Below are 18,314 nucleotides of genomic sequence, written 5' to 3' on the forward strand. Positions count from 1 at the left end.
ATAGCGGCGCACCCCAGCGCACGCGGGACGCGTCGCACATGCCATCCAGCGCAAAACGAACGTCAACCGCGCGCCCCGCTCATGAAACGGCGCCGCCCCTCACGCAGCGATCCTGGGAGGATCGCCCGCGCGACCTACAGCGCGTCGCGGTCGATAACGCACCTTCCTTGTACGAACACCTTTCGGATGCTATCGGGCGTCGCCAGGTACAGAATGCGTGCCAGACGGTCGGCGGGTGCGTCGAAGATCCCAAACCCGGTGAGATCGGCATACGGGTGGCGCGTATCGAGAATCTGGACATCGAAGGCTCGTCCCACCTCGAAAGAACCGACCGGCAGCTCCAGCGCCTCCGCTCCGCCCTTGGTCGCAAGGTAAAGCGCCTCGGCCACAGAGATGCGGGAGGGCCGTCCCGCTCCACGCGAGGAACAGGGGACAAGCGCATCCACGCCGCTCTCCAGCATGCGCGACGCCATGACCGCCATGCGGATGTTCTCATACAGGCTCGGGGAAAACCCGCCCGAGATGTCGGTCGCCAAGCCGATCTTGACACCCGCCTCGTGCATACGCCGTACCGGGCAGGCGCTGTCGGCGAAATACGCGTTGGAGATGGGGCAGTGCGCGACGGTCGTGCCCGTTTGCGCAAACAGCGCGGTATCCGACTCGCTCATGAAGGTGCAATGCGCCATCACGGCCTTGGGGCGCAGAAGGCCGAAGTCCGCCAACGCCTCGGCATCGGTCTTGCCGTAGCGCGCGACGGCTACGCCGTGCTCCCATTCCCCCTCGTTGCAGTGCGACTGCACATAGGCATCGTGGGCGGCGACGATCTGCCCCAGCCCCGCGAGCGCCTCGTCAGTGCAACTGGGGATGAAGCGTGGGGTCACCGCGGCGAACACGCCGGGGAAGCGTTCGACGGTGCGACGGCAGTCGGCGTCCAGATGCTCCACGCGGCCCAAGAACTCCTCGGTGTCGGCAAGGGCGCTCGCCGGCGAGGCATCGCGGTAGAAATCGTGGTTGGCCTCGGGGTCATCCATCACGACCTTGCCCACCACTGCGCGCTGTCCCGCCTCGGTGCAGGCGCGCGCGAGCTCGAAGCTTCCCTCAAGATGGGCGCTGCCGAAATACAGGCAGGTCGTGGTGCCGCGCGACAGCAGCGTGCGCGCCAGGTCGAGTCCCACCGCGTGCGCGAACGCGGGGTCTGCGAAGCGCGCCTCGAGCGGGAAGGTGCGCTGGTCCAGCCAGACATCGAGCGGCTCGTCGAGCGCCACGCCAGCCTGGGGCCACTGCGGTGCATGCACGTGCAGGTCCACGAAGCCCGGCAAGCCGCACTCATCGGAACCGAGCTCCATAAACGTGCCCGGCTCGCGTGCACCCGCCTCTCGGGCAGCGATGACGCGCACATCGTAGCCCTCATCGCTCAGCAGTGTCACGCGCTCGATGAAGCCGCGCCCGTCGAGCTCGATGAGCGCACGCTCCAGCAGCTCGAACCCCCCGTATGCGGGCGTATGGAAAAACGATCCGAGAACGGCGTTCAGGTTGGACATGAGATCTCCTAACGAGTTGAATCAGGTGCCGCCGCAGGGTCCTCGGGCAGCAACAGGTTGAGCACCACCGCGATGATGCCGCCCACCGCCGTGCCGCTGCTCACCAGGTACTGGATCATGACCGGGAACTCCGCCTTGACATCGGCGGACAGAACAAGGCTCGCGACGGTGAAGATGAGCGAGAGCCCGATCACCAGCATCTTCTTCTGGTCGAGCTTGGAGTTGATGATGATGCGCAGGCCGTTGACCACCAGGATCTGGCAGACCACCACGAGCACGCCGCAGATGGCGGCCTCGGGAACCGACGAGATGACGGCCATGAGCTTGGGGCACATGCCCAAGATCACCAGGATGACACCGGCGACCATGACCACGGTGCGGCTCGCGACCTTGGTGATGGAGATGATGCCAGCGTTGGTGGAGTAGCCGGTCAGCGGAGTACCGCCGAACAGCGATCCCACCAGGCAGCCCAGGCCCTCGCCCATGACGGCATGGTTCAGACGCTCGTCGGTGAGCTCCTCGTCGGTGACGTCGCCCACGGTAAACCACACACCGGTGGTCTCGATGAGCACGATGAAGTAGATGAAGGTCATGAGCACGATCGAGGGGATGTCGAAGACCGGCATACCGAAGTGGAACGGCATGGGCATCGCGAACCACGCGGACGTCGCCACGGTCGAGAAGTCGAGCACGCCCACGATGGCCGCGGCCACGCAGCCCACCACCAGCGAGCACAACACGGACAGGACGCTCACCAGATGGTGGCGGTAGCCGGTCTTGTACGCGACGACGTTCATGATGACGAGCGTGATCATTGAGGCAAGACCGGGCGCCATGTTGCTCGCGAGGCCGCCGTCGACGCTGAACACGCCGCCCGCCGCGGTAGGCGTGAGCGACAGGCCGACGATCACGATGATGAGACCGCCGATGTAGGGCGGGATGCAGCGGCGAACGATCTTGGCAAACAACCTGGTGGCGCCGAGCAAAATGAGGATGATGGCGCCGGGAATGATGCTACCCACCATCATGGCCATGCCTCCATTAGCGCCGATGGTGGCAAGGGCGGACAGCGCCACGAAGCTCGCGCCTTGGACGACGGGCAGCTTGATGCCGATACCCGTCTGGATGAGCGTGGCGATGCCGGCGGTGAAGAAGCAGATCTGGATGAGCTGGTTGGTGCCCTCGGTATCCAGACCGAGCATGGCCGCGAGCACGATGGGGCAGACGTAGAGGTCCATGGCGAGAACATGGAGAAACGCCAGGCCCACCGCCTTCAAGGGCTCGACGCGGTCGTTGACGCCTATGGCGAGATTGTTTGTACCGTTTGCCATAGATTCCCTTCCTTCGGAGGACAGTGCACCTCGAGCATACTGGAAATATGCTCGAAGCTACGCGCATTCCGAAGAAACTGAGCGCACGGGAGCTCTTTTTTGGCATGCCTCTGCGAGGCCACCGTGGACACGGCGGCCCGCCGAAGGAAATTCATGAAAAAGTACGGGGGTTATTATTTAGATACCTGGGGAAACGCAGAATCGACCTCTCTACGTTCATGAAAAAGCATGGGGACGCGAGCGTTCGATTCCAGCCGGGACGTTCGGCCCGCTCGCGGTTGCCCCATTAAGCCGGCTGACGCGGCGACACTCGTCGAATGCATCGGCTGCCACAGATCTACAAACATGCCGGCTGATCGTATGGAATGGCGGCGGCAGGCCGCGCCAAGACCCTCCCCTCAAAACGAGCGGCGGGCCGCCCGAAGGCGGCCCGCCGCTCGTTATTCGACATGTCGCGCGGGACATGACCCCGCAGAGGCCTACACGTAGAACAGGATCTCGTCGTAAGTCGGAACGGGCCAGTAGTCGGCGGCCACGATCTCCTCCATGGCGTCGACGGCGGCGCGCAGGCGGTTCATGGCGGGAATGACCTCATGCGCGTAGCAGTTGGCCTGCTCCTGCGCGTCGACGAGCCCTTCGGCCTTCTGGTGCAACGCGTCGAGCGCCTTGATGGACTCGTTGATCTCGGTGATGCCGGCGCACAGCTTGTTGAGCGTGTTCTGCTCGCAGGTCATCGCCGCCTCGGCGCCGGCGGAGCGGATGATCTCGAGGCCCTTGGCGACCTTGGTCGCGTAGGCGGAGATGGCGGGACGGTAGGTGCGGCGCGCCTCGCGGATCATCGTCGTGGCCTCGATGTTCATGAGCTTGTTGTACTTCTCGACCTTGACCTCGTAGCGGCTGAAGGCCTCCGTCTCGGACAGCACGCCCATGCCGACCCACAGCGCGAGATTCTTCTCGGACACCATCATCGGCAGCGCGTCGGCCGTGGTGCGCAGGTTGGCCAGACCGCGGTGCTCCGCCTCCTTCTGCCACTCGTCGGAGTAGCCGTCGCCGGAGAACAGGATGCGGCGGTGCTCGTTGAGCGTCTTCTTGCAGTACTCAAGCGCGGCGGCGGCGAACTCGTCCTCGGGCGTGCCCTCGAGCGCGTCGGCGAACTCCTTCAGCGACTCGGCGACCGCGGTGTCGAGCACCAGGTTGGCGTCGCTCGGATTGGCCTCGGAGCCGACCGCGCGGAACTCGAACTTATTGCCCGTGAAGGCGAACGGCGAGGTGCGGTTGCGGTCGGTGTTGTCCTGCTCGAGGTTGGGCAGCACGTCGGCGCCCAGGTCGAGCACGCCGTGCGTGGCGTGGACGGACGCCTTGCCGTCCATGATCTTCTGGACGACCTCGGTGAGCTGGTCGCCCAAGAAGATGGACACGATCGCCGGAGGCGCCTCGTTGGCGCCCAGACGGTGGTCGTTGCCGCAGCTCGCCACGGACATGCGCAGCAGGTCCTGATACTTGTCGACCGCCTCGATCACCGCGGTGAGGAACACCACGAACTGCAGGTTCTCGAGCGGGGTGTCACCGGGATCCATGAGGTTCTCGTCCTCGGTACCGATGGACCAGTTGTTGTGCTTGCCCGAGCCGTTGATGCCCTCGAACGGCTTCTCGTGCAGAAGGCAGGTGAGGTCGAAGCTCGACGCCACGAGCTTCATCTTCTCCATGACGAGCATGTTGTTGTCGATGCCCTCGTTGAGCTCGGTGTACACGGGCGCGAGCTCGTGCTGGCAGGGAGCGACCTCGTTGTGCTTGGTCTTGGCGGGGATGCCGAGCGCCCACAGCTCGTCGTCGAGCGCCTTCATGTACTTGGACACGCTCGGGCGGATGGCGCCGAAGTAGTGCTCCTCGAGCTCCTGGCCCTTGCAGGGCGGGGCGCCGAAGAGGGTGCGGCCGCAGATGACCAGGTCGCGGCGCCTGCGGTAGGCGTCCTTCTTGATCAGGAAGTACTCCTGCTCAAGACCGACGTTGGGCACGACGCGCTTGGGGTGCTTGCCGAACAGCGCAAGCACGCGCTTGGCCTGCGTGTCGAGCACCTTCATGGAGCGCAGAAGCGGGGTCTTCTTGTCGAGGGCCTCGCCGTTGTAGCCGCAAAACGCCGTGGGGATGCACAGCACCTCGTCCTTGATGAACGCGGGGCTCGTGGGATCCCACGCGGTGTAGCCGCGGGCCTCGAAGGTGGCGCGCAGGCCGCCGTTGGGGAAACTCGAGGCGTCGGGCTCACCCTGGATGAGGTTCTTGCCGGTGAACTTGGTGATGGCGGTGCCATCGTGGTTGGGTTCGAGGAAGCTGTCGTGCTTCTCGGACGTGATTCCCGAAAGAGGTTGGAACCAATGCGCGAAATGGGTGGCGCCGTTCTCGATCGCCCACTCCTTCATGGCGTGCGCGACGGCGTTGGCCACGTCCAGGTCGAGCGGCGCACCCTGATCCATCGTGGCGGCAAGGCGTTTGTAGATGTCCTTCGGCAGACGCTTGCGCATCACGTCCTCCGAAAAGACCATGGTACCGAATCGACTGGTAAGCTCGGTATCGGCCATAGGGGCTCCCTTCGTATGACGCCGGGTTCGTGCTACCGGCGTTTTGTCCCAACGAACGAATTGTAGATTACAGGCAGCTGATTTCGAGGCAATTTCATACGGGTTGCCGCATTGATACAGTCCTATGACCGTTTGAAGACGGCCGCGCGGACCGAAACGCGGCGCCCCCGACGCCGGACGATTCGCTCTCTGCGCATTGTTTTCCCAGCTCATACGGTGTGTAGAAAGAAAACGACAGCGCAGGGCGCGCGATACGACCCCATTTTGTAGCCAAATCGAAACCGCACGGAAACCTCCGGGAAAACCGGCTGCAACCGCACCCGCCTACCATAAATCGCCGCACCCGCGCCGCGCACGCGCGCCCGGTGTGCAATCGCCCCCTGTCTTGGACATCGCATGGGAGGATATATGAACCATCAGACCCTCTACCGGCCGCAGTTCGAGCACGACGCCTGCGGCATCGGCGCGCTCGCGGCCATCGACGGCACGAGAAGCCACCAGATACTCGACGACGCGCTCTCGGTGCTCGTCAACCTCGAGCACCGAGGCGGCACGGGCCTCGAGCGCAACACGGGAGACGGAGCGGGCATCCTGTTCCAGATCCCCCACCGATTCTTCCGCAAGGAGGCCCAGCGCTGCGGCCAGCTGCTGCCCGCCGAGGGCGACTACGGCGTGGCCATGCTCTTCCTGCCGCAGGACGAACATGGCGTGAGGGCGGCCGAGCGGACCTTCGAGGAGGGCTGCGCGCAGGAGGGGATCCCCGTGCTGTTCTGGCGCGACGTGCCGGTCGACGCGCACGACCTGGGCGAGACGGCGCGGGCGTGCATGCCCACCATCAAGCAGGCGTTCCTCGGCCGTCCCGACGACGTCGAGCGCGGCGACGCGTTCGAGCGCCGCCTGTACGTGTGCCGCCGCGTGATCGAGAAGCGCGCCGACGCCGAGCACGCGCTCGAGGGCAAGATCTTCTATATCTGCTCCATGAGCGCACGCACCATCGTGTACAAGGGCATGCTCGTGGCCACGCAGATGCGCCGCTTCTTCACCGACCTGAACGACGCCGCCGTGAAGACCTCCGTGGCGCTCGTCCACTCGCGCTACTCCACCAACACCACGCCCAGCTGGGAGCGCGCGCACCCCAACCGCCTCATCATCCATAACGGCGAGATCAACACCCTGAAGGGCAACGTCAACTGGATCCGCGCGCGTGAGCCGAACCTGTACTCCCCCATCTTCCAAGACGAGCTCGAGCGCGTGCTGCCCATCATCAACCGCGAGGGCTCCGATTCCGCCATCCTGGACAACGTCCTCGAGTTTTTGGTGATGAACGGCCGACCGCTCACGCGCGCCGTCTCGCTGCTCATGCCCGAGCCGTGGGACCGTAACGACGAGCTCTCGCCGGCGCGTCGCGCCTACGACGCCTACCAGTCGATGCTCATGGAGCCCTGGGACGGCCCGGCGGCCATCGCCTTCACCGACGGGCGCACGCTGGGCGCCGCGCTCGACCGCAACGGCCTGCGCCCCGCGCGCTACATCGTCACGCGCGACGACAGGTTCCTGCTGTGCTCCGAGGTCGGCGCGCTCGAGATCGATCCCGCCAACGTGCTCACGAGCGGATGCTTGGGCCCGGGCGAGATGCTCGAGGTCGACCTCGAGCGGGGGCGCATCCGCTACAACGACGAGATCCGCAACGGATACGCCAAGCTCAAGCCCTTCTCGGACTGGATCTCGGACGAGACGCTCTCGCTTGGCGACCTCGACATCCGCGACGCCCGCGGCGCGGCGGGAGCCGACATCGACGCGGCGGGGACCGACCTCGTGCCCCGCGCCGAGGACGCCGCGCGCTACGGCCACCACTGGGACGACATCAACGAGGTGCTGCGCCCCATGGCATCCACCGGCTCCACCCCGCTCGCATCGATGGGCATCGACGCGCCGCTCGCCTGCCTCTCGCTCAAGACGCGATCGTTCTTCGATTACTTCTTCCAGCTGTTCGCGCAGGTCACGAACCCTCCCATCGACGCGCTGCGCGAGCGCCTCGTGACCTCGACCGTGCTGTATCTGGGCAATCACGGCAACCTGCTCGAGGACTGCCGCGCCTCCTGCCGCCTCATCCGGCTCGACGCGCCCCTGCTCACTCGCGAGGGGTTCCGCCGCATCTGCGACGTCGACCGCGCCGGCTTCGAGGCGCGCACGTTCGTCGCCAAGTACCGGCGCGACGACGCGCCCGGCGCGCTCGAGCGCACCCTGGAGAGCCTGAGCGCGAGCGTGATCGACGCGGTGCGCGGCGGCGTGAACATCGTCGTCCTGTCCGACCGCACCGAGCGCGACGAGGTGCCCGTCCCGTCGCTCCTCGCGGTGGGCGCCGTGCACAACGCCCTCATGCGCGCCGGCCTGCGCACGTTCGCCGACATCGTCATCGAATGCGGCGACGCGCTGTCCGCGCACGACTTCTCGGCGCTCATCTCCTATTCGGCGAGCGGCATCTACCCCTACATGGCGCACGGCCTCGTGGCCCGCATGGCGCAGGAAGGCGACCTCACGGCAGCGGACGGGCATGCGCTCGACGCGGACGAGGCGATCGCCAACTACAACCGCGCCGCCGTCGCGGGCATCGTGTCCATCATGTCCAAGATGGGCATCTCGACGGTGCAAAGCTACCATTCCGCGCAGATCTTCGAGGCCGTCGGCCTGGACGAGGGCCTGGTGGAGCGCTATTTCGCCGGCACCGTCTCGCGCGTCGGCGGCCTGGGCATCCGCGATGTCGAGCGCGAGCTCGATGAGCGCTTCGACGCCGCGCGCGCCCTGCGCACCTCGCCGGCGCCCGACGCGCTGCCGAGCCTCGGCCTCACCATGTGGCGCCCGGTCGGCGGAGAGGACCACCTCATCGACCCCGATACCATCTACCTGCTGCAGCAGGCCGTGCGCTCGGATTCCTACGACACGTTTCTCGCCTACAGCGAGCACCTCAGGCGTCCGGGGCGCGCGGTGCGCCTGCGCGACCTCATGGACTTCGACTTCTCCGCGCGCACGCCGGTGCCCCTCGACGAGGTGGAGGACGCGCGCAGCATCGTCACGCGCTTCAACACCGGCGCCATGAGCTACGGGTCCATCAGCCAGGAGGCGCACGAGTGCATGGCCATCGCCATGAACCGGCTGCACGGCCGCTCGAACTCCGGCGAGGGCGGAGAGGATCCGCGGCGCGAGGACCTGCTCCCGAACGGCGACTCTGCCTGCTCCGCCATCAAGCAGGTGGCAAGCGGCAGGTTCGGCGTGACGAGCCGCTACCTCTCCTCGGCGCGCGAGCTGCAGATCAAGATGGCCCAGGGCGCCAAGCCCGGCGAGGGCGGGCACCTGCCCGGCAAGAAGGTGTACCCCTGGATCGCGCGGGTGCGCCAGTCCACCCCGGGCATCGGGCTCATCTCGCCCCCGCCGCATCATGACATCTACTCCATCGAGGACCTCGCCGAGCTCATCTTCGACCTCAAGTGCGCAAACCCCGATGCCCGCGTGAGCGTGAAGCTCGTCTCCGAGGCGGGCGTGGGCACCATCGCCACCGGCGTCGCCAAGGGCGCCGCCGACAAGATCCTCATCTCCGGGCACAACGGCGGCTCGGGCGCCGCCCCGCGCGACTCCATCTGGCATGCGGGCCTGCCGCTCGAGCTGGGACTCGCCGAGACGCAGCAGACGCTCGTGCGCAACGGCCTGCGCTCCCGCGTGGTGCTCGAGGCGGACGGCAAGCTCATGGACGGCACCGACGTGGCGGTCGCCTGCCTTCTGGGCGCCGAGGAGTTCGGCTTCGCGACCATGCCGCTGATCGCCATGGGCTGCCTCATGCAGCGCGACTGCCACCAGGACACCTGCCCGGCGGGCATCGCCACGCAGAACTGCCGCCTGCGCCACCGCTTCGCCGGAAAGCCCGAGCACGTGGAGAACTTCATGCTGTTCGTGGCCGAGCAGCTGCGCGAGGTCATGGCGCGCCTGGGCTTCCGCACCGTCGACGAGATGGTGGGCCATCCCGAGTGCCTGCGCCAGGTCGCGGCACCGGGCAACTGGAAAAGCGAGCTGGTCGACCTGTCCTGCGTGCTCGCGCCCGCCGTCTGCGAGTTCGGCTCGACGATCCCGGGCGCGGACGGGGTGCACTTCATGCCCTCGATGGCCGCCGACGTGCAGCTCGAGCGCACGCTCGACGCCACGCTGTTCGTCCCCTACACCGCCGGCGCGCGCCGCCATCTGCGCCCCTTGCGCTTCCACGCCGACATCGCCAACGTCAACCGGTGCGTGGGCACCATGCTCGGGCACGCCGTCACCGCCGCCCATCCCGACGGGCTCCCCGACGGGCTCATCACCATCGACTGCACGGGTTCCGCGGGCCAGAGCTTCGCGGCGTTCCTTCCGAAAGGCGTCGAGCTCAACGTCGAGGGCGACGCGAACGACTACTTCGGCAAGGGGCTCTCGGGAGGCACCGTGTCGGTCCGCCCGGCCGAGACGGCGAGCTACAAGTTCGACGAGAACATCATCGTGGGAAACGTTGCCTTCATGGGGGCGACCGGCGGGCGCGGCTTTGTGAACGGGCGCGCCGGCCAGCGCTTCTGCGTGCGCAACTCCGGCGCGACCGTGGTGGTCGAGGGCGTAGGCGCCCACGGCTGCGAGTACATGACGGGCGGCACCGTGCTCATCCTGGGCGAGGTGGGGGCGAACTTCGCCGCCGGCATGACGGGCGGCGTGGCCTTCGTCTACGACGAGTACCGCACGCTCGCCTCCCACTGCAACCAGGACACGGTGGCGCTGCGCACGCCGAGCGAGCAGGAGCTCGCCGCCATCCGCGAGCTGATCGTGGCCCACGTGCGCGCCACGCAAAGCCCGCTGGGCATCAAGATGCTCTACCGCTTCGACGCGATCGCGGCGCACTTCGTGAAGGTGGTGCCCGTGGAGTACGAGCGCGTGATGGAGATCGTGAAGGACGCGGAGCGCGACGGCGCGACGCATGAGGAGGCGCTCGAGACGGCCTTCGAGGTCGTGACGGGGGCCAAGGAGGTGAAGCGCCATGGGTAAGCCGGGAGCGTTTCTCGCACACGGACGCAAGGTGCACGAGTTGCGCCCGGCCGCAGAGCGCGTGCGCGACTACGACGAGCTCTACCGAGAGCTCGACTGCGGCGAGCGCCGCGTGCAGGCAAGCCGCTGCATGATGTGCGGCGTCGCCTTCTGCCAGGCGGGTCATCCCTTTGGACGGGCGCGCTCGAGCGGCTGCCCGCTGCACAACCTCATCCCCGAGTGGAACGACCTCGTGTGGCGCGGACGCTGGCGCGAGGCGGCCGAGCGCCTGGCGCTCACGAGCCCGCTGCCCGAGTTCACGAGCCGGGTCCGGAAGAGCACACGTCTGAACTCCAGTCACCCCTCGGCGTCCGCGTGACGGTCGTCGAGCGCTCCGACCGTCCGGGCGGCCTGCTCATGTACGGCATCCCCAACATGAAGCTCCCGAAGGACATCGTGGAGCGCCGATGCGCGCTCATGGAGGAGCGCGGCATCTCCTTCATGCTGAACACCGACGCGGCGAATCCCGCCGTCGCCGCCGAGCTCACCTCCGCGTACGACGCCGTCGTCATCGCCTGCGGCGCGGGCGCCGCGCGCACGCTCGACGTCCCCGGCATCGACGCGACAGGCGTGACGATGGCCGTCGACTACCTCACCTCCTCCACCCGCGCCGTCCTCGACAAGGCCGCGCCCGCCATCGACGCGCGCGGCCTCGACGTCGTGGTCATCGGCGGCGGCGACACGGGCAACGATTGCGTGGGCACCGCCGTCCGCCAGGGCGCGCGCAGCGTCCGCCAGCTCGAGGTCATGCCCGAGCCGCCCGAGCAGCGCGACCCGAGCAACCCCTGGCCCCAGTGGCCCAACGTCAAGAAGACCGACTACGGCCAGCAGGAGGCGATCGAGCTCATGGGCGGCGAAATGCGCTCGTGGTCCGTGGACACGCGCGCCGTGCTGGTCGACGACGACGGACGGGTCCGCGCGCTTAAGATCGTCGATGTCGACTGGTCGGAAGGCTCGCCGGCACCCGTCGCGGCGACCGAGCGCGAGCTGCCCGCCCAGCTCGTCCTCATCGCCTGCGGGTTCACCGGCCCCCAGCGCAGCGTGGTGGAGGCGCTGGGCGCGACCCTGCCCGAACCCGGCGCCGGAAGGCAGTTGCCCGTTATGGCCGAGGCCGGAAGCCATCGCTGCGCGTGCGCGGCGGGGACCGTCGAGCCCGCGCACGGCGTATGGGCCTGCGGCGATGCCCGGTCCGGCGCATCGCTCGTGGTCAACGCCATTGCCGACGGCGTCGCCTGCGCCCACGAAGTCGCCGACGCCCTAAGCGCCCGCTAGGGCATGTGAGCGCACCCCCAAGCCCGCGTCCGCGACCCGGCTTGGGGGTGCAAATCGGGGGACGTACCTGTTGCGTGCATTAGCGCATATCGAGGACGTACCTTGGGAATGCATTTTCGTATCCACAGGTGCGTCTCATATGCTTTTCTACATACAACAGGTAAATCTGGGGACGTACCTGCCCCATACACTCGTGCAAATCGGGGGACGTACCTTCTTCATGCATTTCTGTACCCCCCAATAGGTACGTCCCATATGCATTTCTGCACCCACAGGTACGTCCTATATACACTAATAAACATAACAGATACATCCCTGATATGCGCTAGTGCACGCAACAGGTACGTCCCCGATTTGCAAAAATGCACGCGGCAGGTACGTCCCCCGATTTGCACCACCGTGAACAACGCGTTTCGGCGCGAACGGTGCTGCCGCAACACGTGCGCGCGGTGTATGATGCCTCTTCAATGCATCACGCTGCACAAGGGGGAGCACCATGAGAATCGACCAGATATTCGCCGATGCGCGCACGGCCGGCGCCCAGCCCGTCTCGTTCGAGATGTTTCCCCCCAAAGGTGAGCTCACGCTCGAGCGCGCCCGCGAGGTCGCCGCGCAGTTCGCCACGGATGGACCCGATTTCATCAGCGTGACCTACTCCGCCGGTGGCTCGGGCAACTCCGACGCCACCGCGCGCATCGCCTCGATGATCTCCACGGAGTTCGGCATCCCGTCTGTCGCGCACCTCACCTGCATCTCGCTCACGCACGACACGCTCGCTGAGAAGATCTCCGAGTTCCGCGCCGCGGGCGTGGAGAACGTGCTGGCGCTGCGCGGCGACCTGCCGGCGGGGATGTCCGAGGCGGAGGCGGGCGACATCGCCTTCCCCTACGCGAAGGACCTCATCCCGGCGCTGGTGGACGCCGGCTTCTGCGTGGGCGGAGCAGCCTATCCCGAAGGGCATCTGACCTGCGACGACCTGCCGACTTCGGTCAAGCACCTCAAGCAGAAGCAGGATGCGGGCGCGGGCTTTTTCGTCACGCAGCTGTTTTTCGACAACGACTACTTCTACCGCTTCCTCGAGCTCGCCGACGCGGCGGGCATCACCGTCCCCATCACGGCGGGCATCATGCCGTTCATGAGCAAGCAACAGATCACCCGCATGGTCTTCACCTGCGCCGCCTCGCTGCCCTCCCCCGTCATCAAGATCCTCGCGCGCTACGAGGACGACCCCGAGAGCCTGCGCCAGGCGGGCATCGAATACGCATGCCGCCAGCTGGAGGACCTGAAGGCGCACGGCGCCGAGGGCCTGCACGTCTACACGATGAACCGACCCGACGTCGCCCGCGCGTGCATGAGCGCGCTGCGCATCTGATGGCGGGCACGAACCGCACGGACGCCGCGCGCACCCAGAAGGCATCCGACCTCTCCCTGCTGGCGGGTCCCGTCCTGTACCGACCGGATGCCGCAGAGGAGCTTCGCATCGACCGCACCGAGATGCTGCGGTACCTGGGCCATGCGGGGCAAAAGGTCGATGGCGAGCTCTCGGAGCGCATCGAGGGCATCGCGCGCGAGGTCGAGCAGACGGTCGACCCCCATGGCGTCATCCAGGCGTTTCCCGTCGATGCGACCGGCGTCGACGAGGTGGGGATGCCGTGCATCCGCCTGACGGGAACCACGATCGAGCTGCGCGGCCGAGATATCTTCCGGCACCTGAAAGACGCATCCGCCTGCGCGGTGGTCGCATGCACGCTCGGCATGGGCACCGAGCGGCGCCTGCGCCTGCTGAGCGGCCAGCGCCCGCTCGATGCCGCCCTCTACGATGCCGCCGCCTCGGCATACGTGGAGTGTGCCGTCGACGCCATGGAGCATATCGTGCGCCGCGAGGCCGCCGCGGCGGGACGCACCTGCACCTGGCGCTTCTCGTGCGGCTACGGCGACTGCCCGCTCGCCGCCCAAGACGCCATCGTGGCCAGCCTCAACGCCGGCCGCCTGATCGGCCTCACGACCACGCCGACCCACCTGCTGCTCCCCTCGAAGAGCGTGACGGCGCTCATCGGCATCATCGACGGGAAGGACGCGGCCGAACGAAACGGTGAGCGCCCCTCCTGCGCCATCTGCCGCCTGCGCGGCAACTGCGCGTTTCGCGCCCACGGAACAACCTGCTACGCCTGACACCCACCCGACCCGGAGTCCCACATGAACTATTCGCTCGACACCACCGCACCCGTCACCGCAGCGCTTCAGGCAGGCCAGGCCTTTAGGCCGCGCGCCGCCGCCTGCGCAGACGATGCGCTCGCCCGCGTGCTCGCGGGATCGAGGCACCTGCTGTTCGACGGCGGCATGGGCACCATGCTGCAGGCGGCGGGCCTTGCGGCCGGAGAGCTGCCCGAGCTGCTGAACCTTTCGGACCCTGACGCCATCACGGCAATCCACGCGGCCTACGTCGCCGCCGGCAGCGAGGTCGTGACCACCAACACGTTCGGTGCCAACGCCCTCAAGCTCAAGGGTGCCGCGAGCGTTGAGGAGATCTTCTCGGCGGGCGTCCGCTGCGCCCGCGCATCCGGCGCGCGCTACGTTGCGGCCGATATCGGACCGCTCGGCACGCTCATGCGCCCCATGGGCACGCTCTCGTTCGACGAGGCGTACCGCCTGTTCGCCCAGCAGGTGCGCGCCGCCGTGGACGCGGGCGCCGACCTGTTCGTCATCGAGACGATGACCGACCTTGCCGAGATCCGAGCCGCCGTGCTCGCCGCGCGCGAGAACTCCGAGCTCCCCATCTTCGCCACCATGACCTTCGAGGAGGACGGGCGCACCTTCCTGGGCACCTCCCCCGAGGCGGCCGCCATCACGCTCGACGCCCTGGGCGCCGACGTCGTCGGCATCAACTGCTCGCTCGGCCCCGCCGAGCTGCGCCCGCTCGCGCGCCGCATGCTCGCCGTCACGGACAAGCCCGTCATGGTGCAGGCCAACGCGGGCCTTCCGCGCACGGAGGGCGGCAGGACCGTCTACGACATCGATCCTGGGGCCTACGCCGCTGCGGTGGCGGACATGGTGGACGACGGCGTCGCCGTCATCGGCGGCTGCTGCGGCACCACCCCCGACTACATCGGGCTGCTCGCCGGCCTGATTGCGGACCGCGTGCCCGCGCCGCGCGCCGTCGAGCGCGCCCTCACGGTCACCAGCGCGCAGTCCGTCGTGACCCTGCCGCGCAGCAGCCGGCGCATCGCGGTCATCGGCGAGCGCATCAACCCCACGGGCAAAAAGCGCCTCCAGCAGGCGCTGCGCGACGGCAACGTGGACTACGTCGTGGGACAGGGCATCAGCCAGCAGGAGCAGGGCGCCGACATCCTCGACGTCAACGTCGGCCTGCCCGACATCGACGAGGTCGAGACGCTCCCCCGCATCTGCGAGCAACTCTCCGCGTCGACGCTCCTACCGCTGCAGATCGACTCGACCGACCCGCGCGCCATCGAGGCCGCCGTGCGCCGCTATGCCGGCAAGCCGATCATCAACTCGGTGAACGGCACGCGCGAAAGCCTCGACGCCGTGCTGCCCATCGCCGCCCACTACGGCGCGAACATCATCGGCCTCACCCTCGACGAGGCGGGGATCCCCGCCACCGCCGAGCAGCGCGCGGCCATCGCCGAGCGCATCGTCGACGAGGCGGCGCGCTACGGCATCGGACGCGAGCGCATCCTCATCGACTGCCTGGTGATGACCGCCTCGACCAACCAGGCGCAGGCGCTCGAGATCCTGCGCGCCGTCACGCTCGTCCGCGAGCGCCTGGGCGTCGCATGCACGCTCGGCGTCTCGAACATCAGCTTCGGGCTGCCCGCCCGCGAGGTGCTGAACGCGACGTTTCTGTCCGCTGCGTTCGGCGCGGGTCTGGACGCCCCCATCATGAATCCGGGATCGGAGCGCTACATGGACGCCGTCCGCGCGTTCCGCGTGCTGAACGCCGAAGACGAGGGCTCGACGGCATATATCGACCACTTCGCAGGCTGGACCGACCCCTACAAGGCGGGTGCATCCTCTGCCAGCGGCGCCGCGGCGCCAAGGCCCACCGTCGACACCGAGAGCGGCGACGCCATCCGCAGGCTCATCCTCACCGGCCGCAAAGGCGAGATGGCGGCGGCAACCGAGAAGCTCCTGGAGACCACCGACGCGCTCGAGCTGATCAACCGGCGCTTCATCCCCGCCCTCGACGAGGTGGGCGTCCTGTTCGAGCAGGGCACCTACTTCCTGCCGCAGCTCATGGCATCCGCCGAGGCCGCGCGCGTGGGCTTCGACACCATCCGTGCGCACATGGGCTCCGGCGCGATCGCCGACAAGGGCGCCATCTGCCTCGCGACCGTCAAGGGCGACATCCACGACATCGGCAAGAACATCGTCAAGATGCTGCTCGACAATTACGGCTTCACCGTGTTCGACCTGGGGCGCGACGTCGACCCGAACGAGATCGTCAAGACCGTGAAGGAGCGGCGCATCCGCCTGGTGGGCCTGTCGGCGCTCATGACCACCACGGTCAAGAACATGGAGGAGACCATCAGGTTGCTGCGCGCCGAGGTGCCCGACATCAAGGTGCTCGTGGGCGGCGCGGTCCTCACGCCCGAATACGCTGCGCGCATCGGGGCCGACTACTACGCCAAAGACGCCGCCGAGACCGCCCGCATCGCCGAGGAGGTCCTTGGCGGCAGGCGCTCGTGAAACGTCGATTGAAGCCTTCCGCACCTGTCGGCACGGTAGGGCGGAAGGCTCGAGCGGCCCCGCCCAAATCGCCTCCCCGTGAAACGCGCCGAATGCCACGTTTTTATGCAGTTTCTGGATGGGAATATACATTTTGCACCTGAAGGACTCACCTATCGGGTCTTCCCCGCTGAAACCGACGGCCGTCCACCCGCGAAAACGCGTCCCGAAAGTGCGCACAGCGCACAGGGACGCTCCACGCTAGAATAGAGAGCACGAACCACCAACCGGACAAGGAGCGCCCATGGCCATCACGCCTGCAGAAATCGCCGAAACACACGGCATGGTCTCCGAACAGCATCTTGATATCCGCACCATCACCATGGGCATCTCGCTCATGGGGTGCGCCGACGAGAACCTCGACCGCATGTGCACCAAGGTCTACGACCGCATCACGCGCACGGCGGAGCACCTCGTCCCCACCGCCGAGACGCTTGAGCGCGAGTACGGCATCCCCATCGTCAACAAGCGCGTTTCCGTGACGCCGGTGGCGCAGATCGCCGCCGCCTGCCCCGACAAGGACCTCATCCCGCTCGCCCACGCGCTCGACCGCGCCGCCGAGACGCTCGGCATCGACTACCTCGGCGGATACTCCGCGCTGGTGCAGAAGGGCATCGGCGACGCCGACCGCCGTCTGATCGAGTGCATCCCCGAGGCGCTTGCCCAGACGAGCCGCGTGTGCTCAAGCGTCAACGTCGCGAGCCTGCGCGCCGGCATCAACATGGACGCCGTGCTCATGGTGGCCCAGACCGTGCTCGACTCCGCGCGCCTCACCGCGGACCGCGACTCCGTGGGTGCATCCAAGTTCGTCGTGTTCGCCAACATGGTCGAGGACTCCCCGTTCATGGCGGGCGCCACGCACGGATCGGGCGAGGCCGACGCCGTCATCAACGTGGGCGTCTCCGGCCCCGGCGTCATGGCGGCCGCTCTCGAGGAGCTGCCCGAGAGCGCTTCCATGATGGACGTCGCCGAGAAGATCAAGCAGACCGCGTTCAAGATCACGCGCGCCGGCGAGCTCATGAGCCGAGAGGCGGCGCGTCGTCTGGGCGTGGAGAAGGGCATCGTCGACCTGTCGCTCGCCCCGACGCCCGCCATCGGCGACTCCGTGGCGCGCATCCTGGAGATCATCGGCGTGGGCACCTGCGGCGGCCCCGGCACCACCGCGGCGCTCGCCCTGCTCAACGACTGCGTCAAGAAGGGCGGCGTCATGGCGAGCTCCAGCGTGGGCGGCCTGTCCGGCGCGTTCATCCCCGTGTCCGAGGACGCCGGCATGATCGCCGCCGTCGAGGCGGGCGCGCTGTCGCTCGAGAAGCTCGAGGCCATGACCTGCGTGTGCTCCGTGGGCCTCGATATGATCGCCATCCCCGGTGATACGGACGTCGAGACCATCGCGGGCATCATCGCCGACGAGATGGCCATCGGCGTCATCAACAACAAGACGACGGCGGTGCGCATCATCCCCGCCATCGGCAAGGGCGTGGGCGACGCTGTGGAGTACGGCGGCCTGTTCGGGCGCGCCCCCATTATGCCGGTGAACGCACACGCCGGCACCGTGTTCGCCCATCGCGGCGGCCGCTTCCCCGCGCCGCTCAACTCGCTGAAGAACTAAGGCTCCCGATGCTGTCCGCGGCGGATGCAGGCCATAAGGCCCGGCGCTTCGGACAGTCCTGCGCAAGACGGAGAGCCCACTGGGCTCTCCTTTGCGTGCGGAACTCGCGGCGGGCCTTATGGCCTGCATCCGCCGCTACCGAGTGGAA

General features: G+C 67.5%; 9 protein-coding genes. 6 read left to right on the forward strand and 3 right to left on the reverse strand.

What is annotated here, in order from left to right; translation table 11 throughout:
* Positions 1-134 precede the first annotated feature (134 nt).
* From BN3789_RS03375 to BN3789_RS03385, 3 genes are all read right to left on the reverse strand, one after another.
* Entirely contained in the window at positions 135-1,541 is a 1,407-nt protein-coding gene (locus BN3789_RS03375; protein ID WP_066829927.1) for an amidohydrolase family protein, read from the reverse strand.
* An 8-nt stretch (positions 1,542-1,549) separates the two neighbouring features.
* On the reverse strand, positions 1,550-2,872 hold the full coding sequence (locus BN3789_RS03380; protein ID WP_066829930.1) for a uracil-xanthine permease family protein: 1,323 nt from the start codon (positions 2,870-2,872) through the stop codon (positions 1,550-1,552).
* A 479-nt stretch (positions 2,873-3,351) separates the two neighbouring features.
* Positions 3,352-5,448, reverse strand: a complete 2,097-nt coding sequence (locus BN3789_RS03385) for a glutamine synthetase III family protein (protein WP_066829933.1) — start codon at positions 5,446-5,448, stop codon at positions 3,352-3,354.
* A 408-nt stretch (positions 5,449-5,856) separates the two neighbouring features.
* Between BN3789_RS03385 and gltB the strand changes: the two genes are divergently transcribed.
* The 6 genes from gltB to BN3789_RS03415 all read left to right on the forward strand — a co-directional run bounded on the left by gltB (position 5,857) and on the right by BN3789_RS03415 (position 18,166).
* On the forward strand, positions 5,857-10,500 hold the full coding sequence (gene gltB, locus BN3789_RS03390) for a glutamate synthase large subunit (RefSeq protein ID WP_229254153.1): 4,644 nt from the start codon (positions 5,857-5,859) through the stop codon (positions 10,498-10,500).
* 354 nt (positions 10,501-10,854) lie between these two features.
* Positions 10,855-11,811, forward strand: coding sequence for an FAD-dependent oxidoreductase (locus BN3789_RS03395; protein WP_229254156.1), 957 nt, complete (start codon positions 10,855-10,857; stop codon positions 11,809-11,811).
* 496 nt (positions 11,812-12,307) lie between these two features.
* Positions 12,308-13,183, forward strand: a complete 876-nt coding sequence (locus BN3789_RS03400; RefSeq protein WP_066829937.1) for a methylenetetrahydrofolate reductase — start codon at positions 12,308-12,310, stop codon at positions 13,181-13,183.
* On the forward strand, positions 13,183-13,983 hold the full coding sequence (locus BN3789_RS03405) for a hypothetical protein (RefSeq protein ID WP_066830332.1): 801 nt from the start codon (positions 13,183-13,185) through the stop codon (positions 13,981-13,983). Before BN3789_RS03400 ends, BN3789_RS03405 begins: the two co-directional genes overlap by 1 nt.
* Positions 13,984-14,007: 24 nt before the next feature.
* Positions 14,008-16,518, forward strand: a complete 2,511-nt coding sequence (locus BN3789_RS03410; RefSeq protein ID WP_066829940.1) for a homocysteine S-methyltransferase family protein — start codon at positions 14,008-14,010, stop codon at positions 16,516-16,518.
* Between the two features lie 283 nt (positions 16,519-16,801).
* Complete coding sequence (locus BN3789_RS03415; RefSeq protein WP_066829941.1) at positions 16,802-18,166, forward strand: PFL family protein; 1,365 nt, start codon at positions 16,802-16,804, stop codon at positions 18,164-18,166.
* Positions 18,167-18,314 lie beyond the last annotated feature (148 nt).

It is taken from the genome of Collinsella ihumii (assembly GCF_900046475.1).
Classification (GTDB): domain Bacteria; phylum Actinomycetota; class Coriobacteriia; order Coriobacteriales; family Coriobacteriaceae; genus Collinsella; species Collinsella ihumii.

Bases quoted from the DNA above. Each gene is read 5' to 3' on its own strand.
- BN3789_RS03375 (WP_066829927.1), bottom strand. From the start codon at position 1,541: ATGTCCAACCTGAACGCCGTTCTCGGATCGTTTTTCCATACGCCCGCA.
- BN3789_RS03380 (WP_066829930.1), bottom strand. From the start codon at position 2,872: ATGGCAAACGGTACAAACAATCTCGCCATAGGCGTCAACGACCGCGTC.
- BN3789_RS03385 (WP_066829933.1), bottom strand. From the start codon at position 5,448: ATGGCCGATACCGAGCTTACCAGTCGATTCGGTACCATGGTCTTTTCG.
- gltB (WP_229254153.1), top strand. From the start codon at position 5,857: ATGAACCATCAGACCCTCTACCGGCCGCAGTTCGAGCACGACGCCTGC.
- BN3789_RS03400 (WP_066829937.1), top strand. From the start codon at position 12,308: ATGAGAATCGACCAGATATTCGCCGATGCGCGCACGGCCGGCGCCCAG.
- BN3789_RS03405 (WP_066830332.1), top strand. From the start codon at position 13,183: ATGGCGGGCACGAACCGCACGGACGCCGCGCGCACCCAGAAGGCATCC.
- BN3789_RS03410 (WP_066829940.1), top strand. From the start codon at position 14,008: ATGAACTATTCGCTCGACACCACCGCACCCGTCACCGCAGCGCTTCAG.
- BN3789_RS03415 (WP_066829941.1), top strand. From the start codon at position 16,802: ATGGCCATCACGCCTGCAGAAATCGCCGAAACACACGGCATGGTCTCC.